The sequence below is a fragment of the Halomonas sp. PA16-9 genome (assembly GCF_009728585.1).
Taxonomy (GTDB): domain Bacteria; phylum Pseudomonadota; class Gammaproteobacteria; order Pseudomonadales; family Halomonadaceae; genus Vreelandella; species Vreelandella titanicae.
The window spans coordinates 2,903,408-2,922,423 of sequence record NZ_CP040451.1 but is presented as its reverse complement, the minus strand read 5'-3'; the positions used below and the strand labels follow the sequence as shown (position 1 = coordinate 2,922,423).

Sequence of the window (19,016 nt, the reverse complement as noted above, 5' to 3'; positions counted from 1 at the left end):
ATGGCATTAACCTGGATTGATGCGGTGTTCTTGGCCGTGCTGGCGCTATCAATGCTAGCCGGATTCGTCCGGGGATTTGTTCGCGAGGCATTGGGTTTGGCCGCCTGGGTCGTTGCCTTAATGGTTGCCCGAGTCCTCGCCGAACCGGTGGCCGAACTGATGAGGGGGTTTATCGATAGCTTTGATGCCCGCCTAGTGCTCGCTTTTATACTGGTGATCTTTGCCGTTATTTTGCTTTGCGGCATAGTCATTCGCTTGGTGCATGCGGCGATTGAGTGGGTAGGTATGGGGCTTTTGAACCGCGTGGCAGGGGCGGCTTTTGGTGTTGCTCGTGGGGCGGTTATTTTGCTTATTGCTACCGTGCTGATTACCCTCACACCGCTGGCGGAACTGCAGGCGTGGCAACAAGCCGAGCTGCGACCGACCTTTATTCAACTGCGCGATTGGGCGGTGAGCCAGTTAGATCAGTGGGATCGTGAGCTGCCTGAGGCGCCATCGTCGCTGCGCGACATCTCTCTACCTGAACTGCGTCTGCCTAGTGCGACGGAGCGTGAGGTTATCCCGGCAGGTGATTGACCTGCTACTGAAGTCGATTCTACGAACGTTCGGGCTTTCTTAGGTATGTGACTTAGGTAAGCCATGGCATTAAGCGAGGTAACGTGAATGTGCGGTATAGTGGGCCTTCTGGGCAAGCAGGCGGTAAATCAGGGAATCTACGATGCCCTGACCGTACTTCAGCATCGTGGCCAGGACGCTGCCGGCATGATGACATGGAGCGAGGGACGCTTCCTACTGCGCAAGAGTAACGGCTTGGTACGTGATGTATTTCACACCCGTCATATGGCCCGTCTAAAAGGTAACCTAGGCATTGGTCACGTGCGTTACCCGACGGCAGGCTCTTCAAGTGAAGCTGAGTCACAGCCGTTCTATGTTAACTCTCCTTACGGCATTGCGCTGGCGCATAACGGCAACCTGACCAACTCTGAGCAGTTGAAGCAGGAGCTGTTCTCTACCGATCTGCGTCACATCAACACCAGCTCCGATTCTGAAGTGCTGCTCAACGTCTTCGCTCACGAGCTGGGCAAGCAGGGTTTGCACCTGGAAGCGGAAGATATCTTCGACGCCGTGCGTCGCGTTCACCGTCGCTGCAAGGGTGGTTATGCCGCTGTCGCGATTATTAACGGCTTTGGCATGGTGGCATTTCGTGACCCCTTCGGTATTCGCCCTGTGGTGTTTGGTACCCGCGAAGAGGAGAACGGGCAGGCGGTGATGATTGCCTCCGAATCCGTTGCCTTGGATGTGGGTGGTTTTGAACTGGAGCGTGACCTATCGCCCGGCGAAGCCATCTTTGTCGATATCGAAGGCAATATTCACACCCAGGTATGTGCTGACCGCCCCGAGCTACGTTCGTGTATCTTTGAGCACGTTTATCTAGCGCGTCCCGATTCACTGTTGGACGGCGCCTATGTTTACGGCACCCGGATGCAGATGGGACGTAAGCTGGGGGATCGCATTCTCAACGAGTGGCCGGATCACGATATCGACGTGGTCATCCCGATCCCTGATACATCGCGTACCTCCGCCCTTGAAATGGCGCAGCACCTCGGGGTGACCTACCGCGAAGGGTTCATGAAGAACCGCTATATTGGCCGTACCTTTATTATGCCGGGGCAAACTCAGCGTAAAAAATCGGTACGCCAAAAGCTCAATGCTATTGACGTTGAGTTTAAAGGCAAAAACGTTTTGCTGGTGGACGACTCCATTGTGCGCGGCACGACCTGTAAGCAGATCATTCAAATGGCCCGCGATGCCGGGGCACGCAAGGTCTATTTTGCCTCAGCGGCGCCCCCGGTACGTTTCCCCAACGTGTATGGCATCGATATGCCAGCAGCGTCTGAGCTGATTGCTCATGGCCGCAGCGAAGAGGAAGTAGGGGATTTGATTGGCGCTGACCGTATCTTCTATCAAAACCTAGAGGATCTAAAAGCGGCCTGCCGCGAAGTGAACCCGGAAATGGAAGAGTTTGATTGCTCGGTGTTTGACGGCAATTACGTGACTGGTGATATCGACGACGCCTACCTGGCCGCCTTGGAAGCTAGCCGTAATGATTCCGCCAAGGATCAAAGTGCCGGTGATCATGCCCTGGTCGATATGCACAATCAGGACGATGACCTGGACGATTAGGAGAGAAGTCTTATGCATGATGATAATCATCAGGAAGACGGTCACCAGGATGAGTGGTCATTAGAGACGCTGGCTATCCGTGCGGGCCATCAGCGCACCTTCGAGCAAGAACACTCGGAGCCTATTTTTCCGACCTCAAGCTTTGTCTACGAAAGCGCTGCAGAAGCGGCGCGTAAATTTGGTGGGCAGGAGCCGGGCAACGTCTACTCGCGCTTTACCAACCCGACAGTGCATACCTTTGAGCGCCGCCTGGCGGCCCTTGAAGGTGGCGAGCGTTGTGTGGCCACCAGCTCGGGTATGTCCGCTATTCTCTCCACTGCGCTGGCATTGCTTTCCGCAGGGGACGAGATTGTGGCCTCCCGGTCGCTATTTGGCTCGACGGTTAGTCTGTTCGATAAGTATCTAGGTAAGTTGGGTATTACCACGCGCTATGTGGAACTTTCCAGCGTTGCTGCCTGGGAAGCGGCGATTACTCCCAAAACGCGGCTACTGTTTGCCGAAACGCCCTCAAATCCACTGTCAGAAATTGCCGATATTTCGGCCCTGTCTGCGTTGGCAAAACGTCACGATGCGCTACTGGCGATAGATAACTGCTTCCTTACCCCGGCACTTCAGCAGCCCTTGGCGTTAGGTGCTGACTTGGTTATTCACTCAGCGACCAAGTATTTGGACGGCCAAGGCCGTGCAGTTGGTGGTGCCGTGGTAGGTAGTCATGCGCTGCTTGAGGAAGTGTTCGGCGTGGTGCGCACCTGCGGGCCTTGCTTGAGCCCCTTCAACGCGTGGATTTTTACCAAGGGCCTGGAAACCCTGTCGCTGCGTATGAAAGCTCACTGTGAAAACGCCTTGACCCTGGCGCGTTGGCTGGATGCCCACCCGGCGGTTAAGCATGTGTTTTATAGCGGCCTGGAGAATCATCCTCAGCACGCTTTGGCTAAACAGCAGCAGAAAGGGTTTGGCGCGGTGCTGGGTTTTGAAGTGAAAGGAGGACAAGAGGGTGCGTGGCAGGTGATCGATGCAACCCGAATGCTTTCGATAACAGGGAATTTGGGTGACGTTAAATCCACTATTACTCATCCGGCCACCACTACCCATGGGCGTTTGTCTGATGCTCAGAAAGAAGCGGCGGGTATTGCGCCAGGGCTGATCCGCGTGGCGGTAGGGCTTGAGAGTCAGCAGGATATCCAGCGCGATCTTGCTCGTGGCTTGGATGTTCTGGCTGGCTAATTGATGTTAAGCAATCCTGTACAGTCACGAAAACCCACCTTTGAAAGGTGGGTTTTTCGTACTTTTGAAACCTAATGGGTCATATGCTGTGCAAACAAAGCACCCTTATTTGTTTCAAGAAGCGTTGCGGTGAGGCAGGTCTGACAGCGCAACCTGGTCTTCATTGCTGGAAGAGTGATTGATGTGAGAGCTCGGAGCAACAACGGTGTTGTTCTTTGCATCGCCGTTGACCAAAGGCAAATCAGCTGGTGTCAGGTGCACGCTGTCAGTGCTGTAATTCGCTGAAGAGCTAGGCTGAATAATCTGGTTAAGCTCGCCAGATCCCTGTTCAGCTAGAACGGCAGTAGAAGTCAATGTCATGGCAATAGCGGTGATAAGGGTCATTTTTTTCATGATTGGCGCTCTCTAATAGAAAGTTTATGTACCGTTTTTCGGTCATTGCTGGATGTCCTTTAGGACATGCATTAATATTAAGCGTGCAAACAAAATTATAAAATTGGTTATATTTGCTTTTTTTGTTCGATTTTATAGAATGGATTGGCTTTGTCTTTTTAGAAAGACGAACTGCGTAAAAATTGTTACCTGGTTATTCAATGGTTTTTACGAATGAAATATCCTGCTTTTTTCAGCGGTTTTTATTAGCTTCTAGCGGTAAGGTTCTGGGCGTGGACGAATAGCGTAATCCAAGATCTGATAAGCGCGTTGGCTAAGTTGAAGCAGCCATAGATAAAATGAGGAATAGCACAATGTGGCGTAACAGTCGCAACGGTTGGGGATTGATTAGTATTCTGTTTCATTGGCTAAGCGCGCTGGCCATTATTGGTCTGTTTGCACTGGGCTGGTGGATGACTGACCTGGGCTATTATGACCCTTGGTATAATCAGGGGCCGTGGGTACACCGCTCGATTGGCATCTTGCTATTGTTTGCTACCTTTGCGCGTTTGGTATGGCGCTTCGTACAGCCGACGCCCTACGCCGAGGGGAGTCGATTAGAAACTATTGCTGCCCATCTCGGTCATATTGCGCTCTATGTGCTTCTAATAGTCGTTATGGTGAGCGGTTATTTAATTTCTACTGCTGATGGACGTGGTATTAGTGTGTTTGGTTGGTTTGAGGTGCCGGCGTTGCTATATGACTTGCCCAATCAGGCAAGCCAGGCGGGCACCGTACACTGGTACAGCGCCCTGGCGTTGATGATCCTGGCAGCGGGCCACGCCCTTGCTGCTGTTAAGCACCATTGGTTAGGTCGGCATAAAACCTTGGTACGCATGTTAAACCCAGCGCATAGCCAAGCTGGCAATTAAAACGCACCAAGTTAATGACGTTGTCTGTATACACGTTTTTCTAAACACTGCGGGTAAGATAATTGACTGCCCGCGGTGCCTATTAAGTAAAGCAAGGAGCAATTCAATATGTTCAAGAAGACAGCATTTGCATCCGCGATCGCCGCTGTAGCGCTGGTACCTTTGAGCCAAGCGCAGGCAGCTGATTATCAGATTGATACCGAAGGTCAGCACGCTTTTGTCCAGTTTAAAATTTCACATCTGGGCTTCTCCTACATTCTCGGCAGCTTTGAAGAGTTCGATGGTCAGTTTGCCTATGATCCTGAAGATCTCGACGCGTCTTCTGCTGAAATCGAAGTGCAGGTTGATAGCCTGACCAGCAATCACGCCGAGCGTGATCGCCATATCTTGAGCGAAGATTTCCTTAATGCCGGTGAGTTCCCTACCGCCACATTTAGCTCCACAGGCTTTGAATCAACGGGTGAAAATGAAGGCGTCTTGACTGGTGATCTGACCCTGCATGGCGAAACCCAAGAGATTGAAATGCCGGTTACACTGATGGGTGAGGGTGATGACCCTTGGGGTAACTACCGCGCTGGTTTCGAAGGCAGCACTACGCTGACGTTGAGTGATTACGGAATCGACATGAGCGATTTTCCAGAATCCATGCATGAGCTTGAGCTGTACGTCACGTTTGAAGGTATTCGTCAGTAAAGAGTACTTTTAGTTAAGCGCCATCACTCCGCTAGGGGTGGTGGCGTTTTTGCGTTTAAGGCGAATAAAAGGAGAGTTGGCTTGGCAATTGTGATGCAGCAACGCGAGTTGGCGATAACCCTATGGCGGCAAACCTGGCCAATGGCCATCGGGGTGTTGGCGCTATTGGGTTTTCAACTTGTTGATAGCGCCTTTATTGCCCGTTTGGGTACCGCACAGCTAGCGGCGCAGTCGTTCACCTTTCCGCTGTCATTTCTGATTATCGGCATTCAAGTGGGTATGGGTATCGCCATTGCGGCACTTATTTCCCGGGCGCTCGGCGCAGGGGAAGGGGAGCGAGCGAGGCGCTTGAGCAGCCTGGTATTAATGGCAGGTGGCGGAGTGATTGGTCTGTTGGCGTTTGCCTTGTGGGTGTTCCATGTGCCCGTTTTTCAGCTCCTTGGCGCCGATGAAACGACGCTTTCCTATATCCATATTTACTGGGGGCCGCAACTGTTGTCCGCCTGGCTGGGAGCACTGCTCTATTTCAGCTACAGCATTTTCCGTGCCCATGGCGATACCCGTTTACCAGGTAAAATGATGGTTCTCAGTAGTGTTGTGAACCTGGTGCTCGATCCACTACTGATTTTTGGTGTCGGCGATTGGGAGGGTTGGGGATTGCCCGGTGCTGCCTGGGCAACTGCAATTGCCTTCTCAGTGGGTCTGTTGGTCACTACACGTAAACTGCTCAAACGCCAGTGGGCATCGCAGCAAGGCCTATGGCTAGAGGCGAGGCAGTCGTGGCGGCCGTTTACTGGCATTGCCGCCCCCGCGATGGTCAGCCAACTGATGCCGCCCTTGGCTGCGATGCTGGCAATCTCAGTGGTGGCGGGTCTGGGTGAAAGTGAAGTAGCGGCCTGGGGGTTGGCGAGCCGTTTGGAAACGCTTTCCCTGATGGTTATTCTGGCTATGACCATGTCGCTACCGCCGTGGTTAGGACGCTGCTATGGTGCCGGAGATTGGGGGCAAATTCAGCAGCTTATGCGTTTGGCGGTAAAGGTCGCGCTGGTTTGGCAGCTTAGTCTGGGCGTGCTACTGGCCCTGGGGGCTCCCTGGCTAGCCATGGCCTTAGCAGGCAATCCAGAGGTACAAAACGAGCTGACCCTGCTGATTCGCTTTCTGCTGCCAAGCTACGCAGCGCTGGGCGTTTGTATGTTAGTGGTTTCGGCGGGCAATGCTCTAGGTTGGCCGCTGCGAGCGATGCTGCTATCCAGCGCACGGCTGTTTATCTGCTATTTACCCTGCCTGTGGTTAGGTTCACAGTTCTTCGGTTGGTGGGGGCTGGCGGCGGGCGCCGCCGTAGGCAACCTGCTGGCAGGATTGATGGCGTGGCAAGTCATGCGGCGCATTCTTTCCCGCCCGCATCGGCAGGCGGGATTCGTTAATTAACGCAGGCGCCCAGCTTCCTGAAAGGAGAAGTAGATAAACAGCAGCGCCATCCCTAAGTAGCCCATCACGAACTCTGGGGCAGCATTGAATGACAGTTCGGGGGCGTGCATCAGCCCAACGAAGGAAAAGCCCGCGGCAATGGCAGCGAAGGCGGCCGCGCGTCGGAACTGGTGATCAATCACCGATACCGTCATAGCGCCCAACAGAATGGCCATAAACATAGCCCCTTGGCCCATCACCACAATGGCACTGGATATATCGGTGACGACCTCACCAGCCCCGCGGTTAAAGCGCGTCATCACGTAGTTGGCGAAGTAGGGTAGCATGGCCAACGCCACGGCAGGATAGTAGCGTGTGTCGTTGGACTGAAACGCGGTGGCAATCATCGACATACCGACAAAGACCAAAATCGGTGCGACCACTGAAACGGGAATGATTGCGGCTAGGGCAGCGATTAAGCCGAACATGGTAGCCAGCGCATATACCGCGCCGTTGAGAAGGCTGTAGCCCCGGCCTGCGCCCATCCACTTGGCCCCTACGGTGGCAATATAGACCGTGGTAGGAAAGACGCCGCCAAACAGCGCGCCAATCATGGTGCCTGCGCCATCGACCGCCTGACACTCCCGCACATCGTACTTATCGCCTGCGGCCTCCATCGCCTCGACGTTGTTCATCGTCTCAATGGCGTTATAGAGCGTAATCGGCAGCACCACGGTGAGTACCGCCAGCATACTGGTCAGCAGTAATCCCAGCCCTTCAAACCAGGCTAGGTTGGGAAGTAATGGATAAAAGCCCAAGTGCGTGAACGCATCGCTAAAGCGCTCGGTGCCGGCGTCGCCAATCAAATAGGCCATGGTGGTGCCGACGATAATGGCGAATAGTGAGGTGGGGAGTTTAAACGGCATACTCACTCGTGCGACCAGCCCAACAATAATGATCGCTAGCACCAGTAGACCAATAATCGGCATTTCCAGCGTTTTGAACAGCATTTCACCGGCGATAAACGTCAGTGCGACACCCGCAACGGCGCCCAGCATGGCAGCGCGCGGTAGGTGGTACTGCACCCAGCGGCCAATTATGCTGATTGCGGCTTCGATGGCGCCGCTGATAAAGCAGGCGGCGACGGCTACTTTCCAGGCCATTTCTGCATCACCGGTGAGCTGTTTGGCGGGTAGCAGTACGCCGAATAGAAACACAAACATAACCGGCGTTGAGATACCGTAAGAGAGCGCCGTTACATCGGCACGGTTCTCCTTGCGGGCCAGTCTTGCCGCGCTCCAGGCATAGTAGAAATTACCGACCATTACCGCTACTGCCGCGCCTGGCAGCACCTGCCCATAGACAATGGAAGAGGGGAATCCCATGCCCAGCATGGTGATGGCAATAATGACAAAGTTGGCAATATTGTTTTGGAACAGGGCGAAGAACGCGTCGGTGTCTTCTTTTTTGTACCAGGGGTAGTGGGTGCTGGCAGCCGCCATGTTAGGCCTCTTGATTATGGTGTGTTGTATACAAGGCAACGCTGAGTGTGCCGAAGTGTTGACTAATCGGTCAAGTGTTCAGCACACAAAAACGCCCAGGTAGGCCTGGGCGTTTGTAGTGCGGCAATGCTTGCTAGCTAGTCGTTGACAGCGGCAATCGCTTTGGCCAGGTAGGGCAGGTTCTCATGGGAGAAGCCCGCTACGTTAGCGCGACCCGAGCGTACCATGTAGATGCCAAACTCATCGCGCAACCGATCTACCTGTTCCGGCGTTAAGCCTGTGTAGGAGAACATACCGCGCTGTTCAGCTACGCAGGCGTACTTCTCGTCCAGGCCATAGGGTTTCAGTGCTTCAACGAAATCGCGACGCAGAGTATTGATACGGTCACGCATTTCGGTGAGCTCTTCACGCCATAGCGCAGTCAGCTCTGGATCGTGGAGGATCTCACTGACGATAGCGCCGCCGTGTGCAGGCGGGTTTGAGTAGTTTTCCCGTGCCACGATCGCGACCTGTGAGCGAATGTTGCCCATCTGCTCGCTGTCTTTTGCCACCATGATCAAGCAGCCGGTACGCTCACAATAAATACCGAAGTTCTTGGAGCAGGAGCTGGTGATGATCGCTTCGTCGAGGTTTTCCGCCAGTAAGCGAACGCCGTAAGCATCCTCGTCCAGCCCTTCGCCAAAGCCCTGATAGGCAAAGTCGATCAGCGGCAGCAGCTTGCGCTCACGGACGATCTCTAATACTTCCTGCCACTGGTCGTGGGAAAGGTCAAACCCGGTCGGGTTATGGCAGCAGGCGTGGAGTACGACTACATCGCCTTCTGGAATGCTTTTTAGCGCTGCACGCATACCGTCGAAGTCGAGACGGTTGTCGGGGTCAACGTAGGGGTACTTGTGCAGCTCAATACCCGCGGCGGTAAAAATACCGTGGTGGTTGGGCCATGTTGGGTCGCTTACCCAGATACCTTTGCCCGGCAACTGAGTGGAAATGAAGTCGGCTGCCAGGCGCAGGGCGCCGGTGCCGCCAGGCGACTGGGTAGCGCTGGCACGGTTGGCTTTGAGTACCGGTGACTCAGCACCGAAAACCATGGGAAGTACTACTTCACCATAGCTGGGCGCGCCGTGAGAACCGATATAGGTTTTCGTCGTTTCATTCTTGAGCAGGCGAGCTTCTGCTTCCTTAACGGCGCGCATTACCGGCGTATTGCCTTGGGTATCGCGGTAAACACCAACACCTAAATCCACCTTTTGCGGATTGGTATCTTTCTTGAAAGCTTCGATCAGCCCGAGAATGGCATCTCCTGGGACTCGCTCAATATGCTCAAACATTTATTCGGCTACCTCGTCGGTTCTGGCGGCAAGAATGAAGTCATTAAGATGCAGGCCTTTAATAGCGTGAGACCACCACGTGACGGTGGCTTTGCCCCACTCGGTCACGATAACGGGGTGATGGCCAGCCTGCTCTGCAATATCGCCAACGCCTTGGGTAAATGCCAATGCGCTGGCAAAGTCACGGAATTTAAAACTTCGCGACAGCTTCATGATGCCATCGTGCTCGACAATCTGCCACTGGCTGAGGCTTTTTAGCCGCTCTTGGGCTTCATCTTTACTTAAAGGTTGAGCATCTTTGCTGCACGGTTCACAAATGGCGTCGGCTAGCCTTGTCATTGTTTGGCTCCTGCAATTGAGTATGCTTTATCAGCGTAGATGGCAAACGCAGTCACGACCAACGTCTTTGGCGCCATACAGCGCCTGGTCGGCCCGCTCGATCAGACTCGTGAGGGGTTCGCCACAGCGATATTCGGCAACCCCAATACTCAGCGTCACTTGGCCTGGCCCCATGCCGAAGTCGCGTACACTGATAGCCTGGCGTAAGCGGTCGGCAAGTGCATGGCATTGCTGCAGCGGAGTAAGCGGCAGCACGACCATAAACTCTTCTCCTCCCAACCGAGCCACCATGTCTTCGCAACGCAGCAGCGACTGGGCGTAGGTTGCCAACTGTTTAAGCACATCATCCCCGTGCAGATGTCCCCAACGATCATTAAGCCGCTTAAAGTGATCAATATCGATCATCATGATGGAGAGCGGTGTGCCGTGGCGGGCGCTAAGCGATGCAACATGGGTTAAGTGCATCATGAGCTTGCGTCGATTGGGGAGTTGAGTCAGGGGGTCTGTATCGCATAGTTTGCGCAGCCGCTGCTCTTCGCTGACTTGATCGCTAATATCCATCATTATGCCGTTCCACTGCACGCCATCGACGACGGGCTTGGGTTTGGCGCTAACCGCAATCCAGTGTGGTTTGTCTTGTGGAAACGGTAGCCTAAAGCGTGTGGTGAGAGGCAACATCCAGCGGGCTGAGCGTTCGATAGCGGACATTATCTTGGGGTGGTCGTTGCCGGTCAGTTGCTCAACTAGCTGCCCTGCATTTTCGGCGAGCAGTTCCCGGTCAATATGTTTGAGAGCCACGCCGCCGCCCTCCAAGTAGGGGAACCGCATATGGCCATTGCGCGCGCGATGAAACTGAAAGATAACGCCGGGTATGTGGGGTACGAGGTGGTCTGCACTGACTCGCTCTGGTGCGTCTATATCATTCACGGGCATGCGTGAATCTCCAAACATATGCCAATTTAAATTCGATCGTGAAGATTAGCCCTAAATACGTAATCAGGATGTAAGCCATTGCAGACAAAATGGCTATTATCTATATTTTTTTAGAATATATATGTTCTATTTATATATATTCGATTGCATTATAAGCAATAGACAAGGTGTTATTGGCATTTAGTGGTAAAATTAATTACTTTTTTGCATATTAAAAAACTTTTTTATTCCTGGGGTGGATTCTTGGAAGCAGGACGAGAGCAAACGGCTCAGCCATACGGCCTGGTAAGTCTAGTGGGCGCGGGCCCTGGCGACCCGGAGTTATTGACGCTAAAAGCGTATAAGCGACTGCAGTCCGCTGAAGTGGTGCTGTACGACCGCTTGGTTAGCGGTGAAATAGTCGCCTTTATACCGCCACAGGCGCAGCGATTTTATGTGGGTAAAGCACGCTCTCTGCACAGCGTCCCTCAAGAGGGGATTAATCAAGCGCTTGTAAAGTGGGCTCAGCAGGGTAAGCGTGTCGTGCGCCTTAAAGGTGGTGATCCGTTTATTTTTGGCCGGGGCGGAGAGGAGCTTGAGGCGCTGGTGGCAGCACAAGTGAGCGTGGAAGTCATCCCAGGGGTGACGGCGGCATCAGGCTGCGCGGCGTATGCGGGCATTCCTTTGACCCATCGCGACCATGCCCAGTCGGTGCGTTTCATCACCGGGCATTTACAGCAGGGGGAGTGTGAGCTTGATTGGGATGCGTTAGCGCGGCCTGGGCAAACCTTGGTGTTTTATATGGGGCTGGGCACCGTAAAGGTGATCAGCCAGGCGCTGGTTAAGCATGGTTTAGCGCCAGACACACCGCTGGCGCTGATTGAACAGGGCACGACCCGCCGACAGCGTACCCACGTGGGGACGTTATCTGGATTACCAGATACTTTCTTGGCGGGCCACATTAAACCGCCTACGCTGCTAATAGTGGGCAGCGTAGTGTCACTGCATACCACACTGGATTGGTTTGATGCGCTGAGCGGAGAGGCCTCTGGTTTTCATGAGGGAAAGCATCCTCCTTCTGGCTAAAATAATAATCGTTCCTGCTTGTCTTGTAACGCAGTAGCAACATTTGTACACGATTTTGCAAACAGACTGGCTAGATACAGTGAGCTGTGTATGCTGAAGGGGGAGAGCATTCACGGTTAGCGCATTACCTATGTACTTGATCATCGCGCAACTGATTGTTGTTAGCTTGGACAAACGTTAGCTAAGACCATAGAGGAACGCATAATGTCGGAAGCAAACCACTCGGATCACCAGTCGCCTGCCAACAAGCCAGAACCGGCTAAAAAGTCGGACATGAAAACCCTCTTTCAAGATAACCGGGTAAAAGCGATTGCTGGTATCGCCGCCATTGCCGTTATCTGGGCCATTATGGCGCAGTCTAATGCAGGTTCTCGCCAGGATCGTGTCAATAGCTTAGAAGAGCAGCTCGCCAGCGCTGAGCAGGAAAATAGCCAAATGAGCCAGCGCATTAGCGAAATTGAGGAAGCTGAAACCAATTTAGCCGCGCTGCAAGAGGAGATGGCGTCCCTTGAGGCTCAACAGCAAGAGGCCAGCTCGTCGCTTGAGAGTGCCCAAGGCAATGTCAGCGATGTGCAGTCGCGTTTAGAAGAGCTTGAGTCCGAGCGCGATGCGCTGGAAGAAGAAATTGCCTCTCTTAATGAGCAGGTAGAGAGCGCTGAAAGCGAGATGACTGCGTTGCGCGAAGAGCGTGATCAAATCACCAGCACTCGGGATGAGGCGGAAAGTGCCCTCCAGCAAGTAGAAGAAGCGCGTTCTAGTGCTGAAGAAGCCCGACAGGAGGCTGAGGCTGCCCGTCAGGAAGCGGAGCAGCAGCGTCAGCAAGCGATCGAAGAGCTGGGCAATACCGAAGATGAGTTGTCCTCGCTGGAAGATCAGATTAGCCAGTCAAATGAACAGCTAAGTGGCTTAGAAGAGGAAATTTCGAGTGTCCAGAGCGAGCTTGGTGAGCTAAAAAATGAGCGTGACTCACTCACCAGCGAACGCGATGAGCTGCAAAGTGATGTTGATTCGCTAACGGCGCTGCGCGAAGAAGAAGAGCAGAGCTTGAGTCAGGTGCGCAGTGAGCTGGATGACGTCATGGTTGCCCTGGATATTGGGCGTGAAGAAGTGGCCAGCGTTGAGAGTGATATCGAAAAGCGTGAAAGCCAGCTAGAGCGTTTAGAGAGCCAGTTAAGTGAATGGCGCGATGAGCTGTCGACGTTAGACAGCCGTTTGGCCGATGCAGAAGAGTCAGCGGGTGAGGCTGCATCATCTTCCCAGAGCAGCTCTTCTGATAGCTCGTCGAATGGGGGCTCGTCAGATGGGAACTCTTCAAGTGAGAGTGCCAATGACAGTGATGGTGGCAGTGAAGAGTCGCAGCAAAACGCTGGCTAATAAGTGGCGGGATAGTAATGCTGTAACGCACCTTTCGCGTTAGAAAAGTAAGGGCGGATGTCGGGGAACCGGCATCCGCCCACTTGTTGTTGGTTTATGATTTTGGCTGTGAGGCGTATCATTCACTCAACGTTAATTCAGTTATTAAGAGCTTAAAACGAGGAGTGCCATTGAATGGATGGGGTTAAACATATTATTGCAGTGGCATCGGGCAAGGGAGGCGTGGGAAAATCCACCGTCACCGTGAATTTGGCATTAGCGCTGGCAGCACAGGGCTATCGCGTGGGTGTCCTGGATGCGGATATCTATGGACCCAGCCAGGCACAAATGCTCGGTGTTAAAGAGGGTACGCGCCCCCAGGCGGCAAGTAATGACAAATTCCTTCCGCTCCAGGCCCATGGCATTCAGGCCATGTCGATGGCATTTATGGTCAATACCCGTGAGCCAATGGTGTGGCGCGGGCCGATGGTAGTGGGCGCGTTTCAGCAGATGCTGACGCAAACCCAATGGGATAATCTCGATTTTCTATTGATCGACATGCCCCCAGGTACTGGCGATATCCAACTGACCCTGGCCCAGAAAGTGCCGGTGGCAGGGGCGGTGATTGTGACCACCCCACAGGATATTGCGCTGTTAGATGCCCGTAAAGGGATCGAAATGTTCCGCAAGGTCAACGTGCCGGTGCTTGGCGTGGTGGAAAATATGAGCCTCTACCACTGCGAAAAGTGCGGCCATGAAGCGGCTATTTTCGGCACAGGTGGTGGCGATAATATCGCCCAGGAGTACGATACCCAAGTACTTGGACGCCTGCCGCTGACGCTCTCCATCCGAGAGCTGACAGATTCGGGACGCCCGAGTGTGGTATCCGAACCTGACGGGGCGGTGAGTCAAACCTTTGCGACTATTGCCCAAAAAGTCGCTGAAGCGGTTAGCGCGAATCAAGGCGACGGCCCAACTATTTCCTTTAGTGAGTGATAACGACATAAATGAGTATCAAATCTGATAATTGGATTCGTCGCATGGCCAAAAGCGACGCGATGATTGAGCCGTTTGAAGCCGAGCAAGTGCGCTACGTGAACGAACAGCGCGTGATTTCCTACGGCACCTCAAGCTACGGTTACGATGTGCGCTGCTCAGACGAATTCAAAGTCTTCACCAATATTCACTCAGCGATTGTTGATCCCAAAGCGTTTGACGCGAACAGCTTCGTCGATATTAAAGGCGATGTTTGTATTATTCCGCCGAACTCTTTTGCGCTGGCGCGCACGGTGGAGTATTTCCGTATTCCCCGTAACGTGCTGACTATTTGCCTGGGGAAATCCACCTACGCGCGCTGCGGCATTATTGTCAACGTGACGCCGCTGGAGCCCGAGTGGGAGGGCCACGTTACGCTGGAATTCTCTAACACCACCAACCTGCCGGCAAAAATCTACGCTCATGAGGGCGTCGCCCAGATGTTGTTCTTAGAGTCCGACGAAGTATGCGAAACCTCGTATAAAGACCGGGGCGGAAAGTATATGGGGCAGCGTGGGGTAACCTTGCCGCGTACCTAGTTATACGAAGTACATTGCTACAAAAAAGCGCCTTACGGCAAAAACGTAAGGCGCTTTTCAATGCTTATGATGACGTTTTCATGCTAATCCTGCGACTCTTCGTCGAGCTCCTCATCAAGCTCTTCTGCAGCATCAGCGTGGGAAAGCCGCATACCGTGTTCCGGTAGCAGATGACCGTCCATTTTGGCGCCTTCGGCACTGAACTGCAGCCTGCCTTCCAAAAACCACTGCACTGCAATCGGGTAGATTAGGTGTTCCCGGGAGCGAACCTTCTCTTGCAGTGTTTCAGCCGTGTCGTCCGCGTTGACCAGCAGCTCCGCTTGCAGTACCACTGGGCCACCGTCTAGCTCTTCGGTGACGAAGTGAACGCTACAGCCGTGGCTGGCAACACCGTCTGCCAGGGCGCGGGCGTGAGTGTTGAGCCCTTGGTAGTCTGGCAGCAATGAAGGATGGATATTCAGCATACGGCCCAGGAAGCGCTGCACAAAGCGAGGCGTCAAAATGCGCATAAAGCCCGCCAGTACAATCAGATCCGGCTCGTGACGCTCAATGACTTTGATCAAGGCGCCGTCGTAGGCTTCGCGACTATCATACTCCCTGTGGGGGAGGGCAACCGCTTCAATGCCCGCTTCGTGTGCGCGTTTCAAACCATAGGCGTCAGCAATATTGGAAATCACTGCGACAATCTCACCGCCGCCTAAGCGGTCGTGGGACTGAGCATCAATCAGCGCCTGAAGATTGCTACCGCTGCCAGAGATAAGCACGACAATGCGGCGTGCACCGAGAGGCTCTGGTGTTACGTCTTTAATGGTATCGCTCTGGTAGTCCGTATTGGTCATGCCGAGAGGTTCTCCAAAATAACGGCGTCCCTTGGCGTTCAACGATCTGCCCTAGACGATAAACGGATTCGCCTTCGGCTTCCAGGTGAGCCATTGCCTGTTTTGCTTGATGCTGCGGCACCACAACGACCATCCCAATACCGCAATTGAGCACGCGGTGCATTTCAGTTTCATTCACGTTTCCATTGGCCTGTAGCCAATCAAACACGGCTGGTCGCTGCCAACTGGCAATATCAATATGCGCAGCGAGGTTGTCCGGCAGTACGCGAGGAATGTTTTCAAGCAAACCGCCACCGGTGATGTGTGATAACGCATGCACGGCAATCTCGCTACCGCGCATCAAGGAGAGCAGTGATTTGACATAGATGCGGGTGGGGCCATCAGCGCATCGCCAAGGGTTTTACCGGCGATGTCGGTCTCTAGCGAAGCGTCGCTGACCTCAAGGATTTTACGAATCAATGAGTAGCCGTTGGAGTGTGGCCCGGATGAGGCAAGCCCCAATATGACGTCGCCTTCGGCCACTTTGCTGCCATCTAAAATATCTGCTTTTTCAACCACGCCCACGCAAAAGCCCGCTAAATCGTAGTCGCTGCCTTCGTACATACCCGGCATTTCGGCGGTTTCGCCGCCTACCAGGGCGCAGCCAGCCAATTCGCAACCAGCGCCAATGCCGGTGACAACGTCAGCAGCAATATCCACATCGAGCTTACCCGTGGCATAGTAGTCAAGAAATAGCAGCGGTTCGGCGCCAGCCACGATAAGGTCGTTGACACACATGGCGACCAAATCAATACCAATGGTGTCGTGCTTGCCAAGATCCATTGCCAGGCGCAGCTTGGTGCCGACGCCATCGGTACCTGAGACGAGCACGGGCTGCCGATAGCCCGCGGGGATCTCGCATAGCGCGCCAAAGCCGCCAAGCCCGCCCATGACTTCGGGGCGAGTCGTGCGTTTGGCAACGTGTTTAATGCGGTCAACAAGGGCGTTACCGGCATCGATATCGACGCCTGCATCCTTATAGCTGAGGGAAGGAGTAGCCGAAGAAGAAGAGGTCTCGGTCATGACAGATCCTGTGAAGCAAATAGCGGTGCTGGTAGTGCTGGCGAATTGGCCAGTGCTGGGCTTAACTTTGGCGGATTGTAACACTCAGCGACGCTGGCCGCACCGCCGTCGCGCAGGATGAAAAGCAGACGCGCGACTTTCGTTCATTTGCGGCATAGTAGTGGCGGATGAAAGTTAGTAGTGGCGAGTGAAAGTTAGTAGTGATAAGTAAAGTGTGTCGTGATCAGTGCCATAGTAACGATAAGTGATATTTAGCGGATTAAATCCACGTTTGAGAGGGAACTATGCGGAATTCTTGGTGGGGCGTCCTATTTTTGGTGGTAATAGGCGGTTTAATTTATTTGTTAGACGCGGCGCTGATGCCTTTTATTGCTGGGATGATTCTCGCTTACTTAGCTGACCCGCTGGCTAACCGTTTCCAGCGCTGGGGCATGAATCGGCCGTTCGCGGTGAGCAGTGTGTTTTTAGTACTGTTGGTCGTCCTCGTGGCGAGCCTGTTGATATTGATCCCGCTGCTTGTTCAGCAGCTTAAACAGCTGGGCGAAGCTATTCCGGGTATCTTCAATTGGGTAGAAAATACGCTTGCTCCTCAGGTACAAGAGTGGACAGGTTATGACTTGACCGCGGAGTTAACCAACGCGCGCGAGACGCTGGTCGAAAACTGGCGCGATGCTGGTGGCTACCTAGCCCAGGCGCTAGGCCAAATTGGCCGCTCCGGTATGGCGTTTGCCTCTTGGATCACCTATGTGGCACTTATTCCTGTGGTGACCTTCTATTTGCTTTTGGACTGGAACCGCCTGCTGACCAATATTGCCAATCTCGTGCCACGCCAGTGGGCGGATGATACCTTCCGGTTGGCGCGTCGCTGTGATGAAGTGTTGTCATCGTTTCTACGCGGCCAGCTGCTGGTAATGCTCTGTTTAGGGATTATTTATGCGGTGGGCTTAACGTTGATGGGGCTCAACTTTGGCCTATTGATCGGCTTTGTGTCCGGACTGGTGAGCATTGTCCCGTTCCTGGGTTTTATTGTCGGCTTGGTGATTGCCCTTGTTGTGGCGCTGTTCCAGTACGCCACCTGGTGGGCGGTGTTAGGCGTTATCCTGGTGTTTAGTATTGGCCAAATGGCCGAGAGTGTGATTCTCCAGCCTAAATTGTTGGGCGATAAGATTGGCCTGCATCCGGTCGCGGTTATATTCGCCGTGCTGGCGGGGGGGAATCTGTTTGGCCTAACAGGGGTGTTGTTGGCTCTGCCTGTTGCCGCGGTGATTCTAGTGCTGCTAAAAGAAGTAAAAGTTCGCTATCAGCATAGCGAGTTATACGACGAACAAAATACTGATAAACATACGCCAATCATTGAGGTCAGCTCTTCACATAACGATGAGCTGGGCCATCATGATGGACGGGAGTCACCATGAGCCGAGCACCGGCACAGCTTCCCTTGGGAATTGGTCTGCGTGATGACGCGACCTTTGATAATTATTATGTGGCGCGTGCAAATACGCCGCTGGTAGAACACCTTACCCAGCAGCTTAACCCGGAGGGGGAGCAGTTCCTCTATCTGTGGGGCGCGCCAGGGGTAGGGCGTAGCCATCTTTTACAGGCGGCGTGTCATGCGGCGTCCGATGCAGATAAACGAGCACTGTATCTCCCCCTGGATGACTTGGGCCACTTTCCGCCATTAATGCTGGAAGACATCGAGCGCCTGGATCTGGTCGCCATTGATGACCTGGAGTGTGTGATTGGTCGCAAGCGCTGGGAGGAAGCGCTGTTCCATGCTTTTAACCGGCTAAGAGATGCTGGCAAGAAATTAGTGATTGCCGCCAGTGCTTCACCGCGTCAATTAAACGTGGTGCTACCGGACTTGGCTTCGCGCCTGACCTGGGGGGTAACGTTTCATGTTCACCCTTTGGAGGATGACGAAGAGCGTTTGGCAGCGCTAAAGCTGCGCGCCAGTGTGAGAGGGATGCAGCTCCCCGATGATGTTGGGCGCTATATCTTGCATCGTGGCCCCCGCGAGTTAGGTGAGCTGTGTCGCGCGGTGGAGACTCTGGATAAAGCATCGCTCTCAGCCAAGCGCAAGCTTACTATTCCCTTTGTGAAATCCGCCCTCGGTTGGTGAAACGGCTGGTACAGAAATGCTAAAGGCAACGACTAAAACGCCCCTGTCAGCGAAGAGCCGACAGGGGCGTTTTATAAAACATGCTTGCTA

General features: G+C 53.7%; 19 protein-coding genes and 1 pseudogene. 13 read left to right on the top strand and 7 right to left on the bottom strand.

Annotation, left to right across the window (positions count from 1 at the left end):
* The 3 genes from FDY98_RS13535 to FDY98_RS13525 all read left to right on the top strand — a co-directional run bounded on the left by FDY98_RS13535 (position 1) and on the right by FDY98_RS13525 (position 3,408).
* A complete protein-coding gene (locus FDY98_RS13535) occupies positions 1-576 on the top strand; it encodes a CvpA family protein (RefSeq protein WP_155705908.1) in 576 nt (191 codons plus the stop codon).
* An 87-nt stretch (positions 577-663) separates the two neighbouring features.
* Positions 664-2,184, top strand: coding sequence for an amidophosphoribosyltransferase (purF, locus tag FDY98_RS13530; RefSeq protein WP_009286952.1), 1,521 nt, complete (start codon positions 664-666; stop codon positions 2,182-2,184).
* 12 nt (positions 2,185-2,196) lie between these two features.
* Positions 2,197-3,408 carry an O-succinylhomoserine sulfhydrylase gene (locus FDY98_RS13525; protein ID WP_022523224.1) on the top strand — a complete coding sequence of 404 codons (1,212 nt, stop codon included), beginning with the start codon at positions 2,197-2,199 and terminating at the stop codon, positions 3,406-3,408.
* Between the two features lie 114 nt (positions 3,409-3,522).
* Here the strand turns inward: FDY98_RS13525 and FDY98_RS13520 are convergent, their stop codons facing one another.
* Positions 3,523-3,801, bottom strand: a complete 279-nt coding sequence (locus FDY98_RS13520; protein WP_022523225.1) for a hypothetical protein — start codon at positions 3,799-3,801, stop codon at positions 3,523-3,525.
* Positions 3,802-4,154: 353 nt separating this feature from the next.
* Here FDY98_RS13520 and FDY98_RS13515 point away from each other — a divergent pair, with 353 nt between their 5' ends.
* The 3 genes from FDY98_RS13515 to FDY98_RS13505 all read left to right on the top strand — a co-directional run bounded on the left by FDY98_RS13515 (position 4,155) and on the right by FDY98_RS13505 (position 6,833).
* The gene (locus FDY98_RS13515; RefSeq protein ID WP_022523226.1) at positions 4,155-4,712 is read left to right on the top strand and encodes a cytochrome b; all 558 of its coding nucleotides are present in this window, start codon (positions 4,155-4,157) and stop codon (positions 4,710-4,712) included.
* Positions 4,713-4,820: 108 nt separating this feature from the next.
* Positions 4,821-5,405, top strand: a complete 585-nt coding sequence (locus tag FDY98_RS13510) for a YceI family protein (protein WP_022523227.1) — start codon at positions 4,821-4,823, stop codon at positions 5,403-5,405.
* A gap of 93 nt (positions 5,406-5,498) precedes the next feature.
* Complete coding sequence (locus tag FDY98_RS13505) at positions 5,499-6,833, top strand: MATE family efflux transporter (RefSeq protein WP_039859217.1); 1,335 nt, start codon at positions 5,499-5,501, stop codon at positions 6,831-6,833.
* On the opposite strand, the gene FDY98_RS13500 is transcribed toward FDY98_RS13505, so the two are convergent.
* The 4 genes from FDY98_RS13500 to FDY98_RS13485 all read right to left on the bottom strand — a co-directional run bounded on the left by FDY98_RS13500 (position 6,830) and on the right by FDY98_RS13485 (position 10,914).
* Positions 6,830-8,314 (bottom strand): uracil permease, encoded by a 1,485-nt coding sequence (locus FDY98_RS13500; protein WP_027957474.1) that lies wholly within the window; start codon positions 8,312-8,314, stop codon positions 6,830-6,832. The genes FDY98_RS13505 and FDY98_RS13500 overlap by 4 nt on opposite strands.
* A 137-nt stretch (positions 8,315-8,451) precedes the next feature.
* Complete coding sequence (locus FDY98_RS13495; RefSeq protein ID WP_155705907.1) at positions 8,452-9,642, bottom strand: amino acid aminotransferase; 1,191 nt, start codon at positions 9,640-9,642, stop codon at positions 8,452-8,454.
* Positions 9,643-9,981 (bottom strand): 4a-hydroxytetrahydrobiopterin dehydratase, encoded by a 339-nt coding sequence (locus FDY98_RS13490; RefSeq protein WP_022523230.1) that lies wholly within the window; start codon positions 9,979-9,981, stop codon positions 9,643-9,645.
* Between the two features lie 30 nt (positions 9,982-10,011).
* Positions 10,012-10,914, bottom strand: coding sequence for a GGDEF domain-containing protein (locus tag FDY98_RS13485; RefSeq protein WP_155705906.1), 903 nt, complete (start codon positions 10,912-10,914; stop codon positions 10,012-10,014).
* A 243-nt stretch (positions 10,915-11,157) separates the two neighbouring features.
* Here FDY98_RS13485 and cobA point away from each other — a divergent pair, with 243 nt between their 5' ends.
* The 4 genes from cobA to dcd all read left to right on the top strand — a co-directional run bounded on the left by cobA (position 11,158) and on the right by dcd (position 14,906).
* Complete coding sequence (cobA, locus tag FDY98_RS13480; protein ID WP_051430467.1) at positions 11,158-11,979, top strand: uroporphyrinogen-III C-methyltransferase; 822 nt, start codon at positions 11,158-11,160, stop codon at positions 11,977-11,979.
* Positions 11,980-12,183: 204 nt separating this feature from the next.
* Complete coding sequence (locus FDY98_RS13475; RefSeq protein ID WP_155705905.1) at positions 12,184-13,353, top strand: kinesin; 1,170 nt, start codon at positions 12,184-12,186, stop codon at positions 13,351-13,353.
* Positions 13,354-13,527: 174 nt separating this feature from the next.
* Positions 13,528-14,328, top strand: coding sequence for an iron-sulfur cluster carrier protein ApbC (gene apbC / locus FDY98_RS13470; protein WP_009286945.1), 801 nt, complete (start codon positions 13,528-13,530; stop codon positions 14,326-14,328).
* 11 nt (positions 14,329-14,339) lie between these two features.
* Positions 14,340-14,906, top strand: coding sequence for a dCTP deaminase (dcd, locus tag FDY98_RS13465; RefSeq protein WP_009286944.1), 567 nt, complete (start codon positions 14,340-14,342; stop codon positions 14,904-14,906).
* Positions 14,907-14,989: 83 nt separating this feature from the next.
* Here dcd and purN read toward each other — a convergent pair whose 3' ends face one another.
* Together purN and purM are read right to left on the bottom strand one after the other, a co-directional pair.
* Positions 14,990-15,745: a phosphoribosylglycinamide formyltransferase gene (purN, locus tag FDY98_RS13460; RefSeq protein ID WP_009286943.1), complete on the bottom strand. Its 756-nt coding sequence runs from the start codon at positions 15,743-15,745 to the stop codon at positions 14,990-14,992.
* Positions 15,742-16,807, bottom strand: a pseudogene (gene purM, locus FDY98_RS13455) (phosphoribosylformylglycinamidine cyclo-ligase). The gene purN and the pseudogene purM overlap by 4 nt, the downstream one beginning before the upstream one ends.
* Between purM and FDY98_RS28090 the strand changes: the two are divergent.
* The 3 genes from FDY98_RS28090 (at position 16,806) to hda (ending at position 18,926) form a co-directional block, all read left to right on the top strand.
* Complete coding sequence (locus tag FDY98_RS28090) at positions 16,806-16,928, top strand: hypothetical protein (protein ID WP_255200381.1); 123 nt, start codon at positions 16,806-16,808, stop codon at positions 16,926-16,928. The pseudogene purM and the gene FDY98_RS28090 sit on opposite strands and share 2 nt — an antisense overlap.
* A gap of 163 nt (positions 16,929-17,091) precedes the next feature.
* The gene (locus tag FDY98_RS13450) at positions 17,092-18,222 is read left to right on the top strand and encodes an AI-2E family transporter (RefSeq protein WP_009286941.1); all 1,131 of its coding nucleotides are present in this window, start codon (positions 17,092-17,094) and stop codon (positions 18,220-18,222) included.
* Positions 18,219-18,926, top strand: a complete 708-nt coding sequence (gene hda, locus FDY98_RS13445) for a DnaA regulatory inactivator Hda (protein ID WP_027957470.1) — start codon at positions 18,219-18,221, stop codon at positions 18,924-18,926. The genes FDY98_RS13450 and hda overlap by 4 nt, the downstream gene beginning before the upstream one ends.
* The last annotated feature ends 90 nt before the right edge of the window (positions 18,927-19,016 follow it).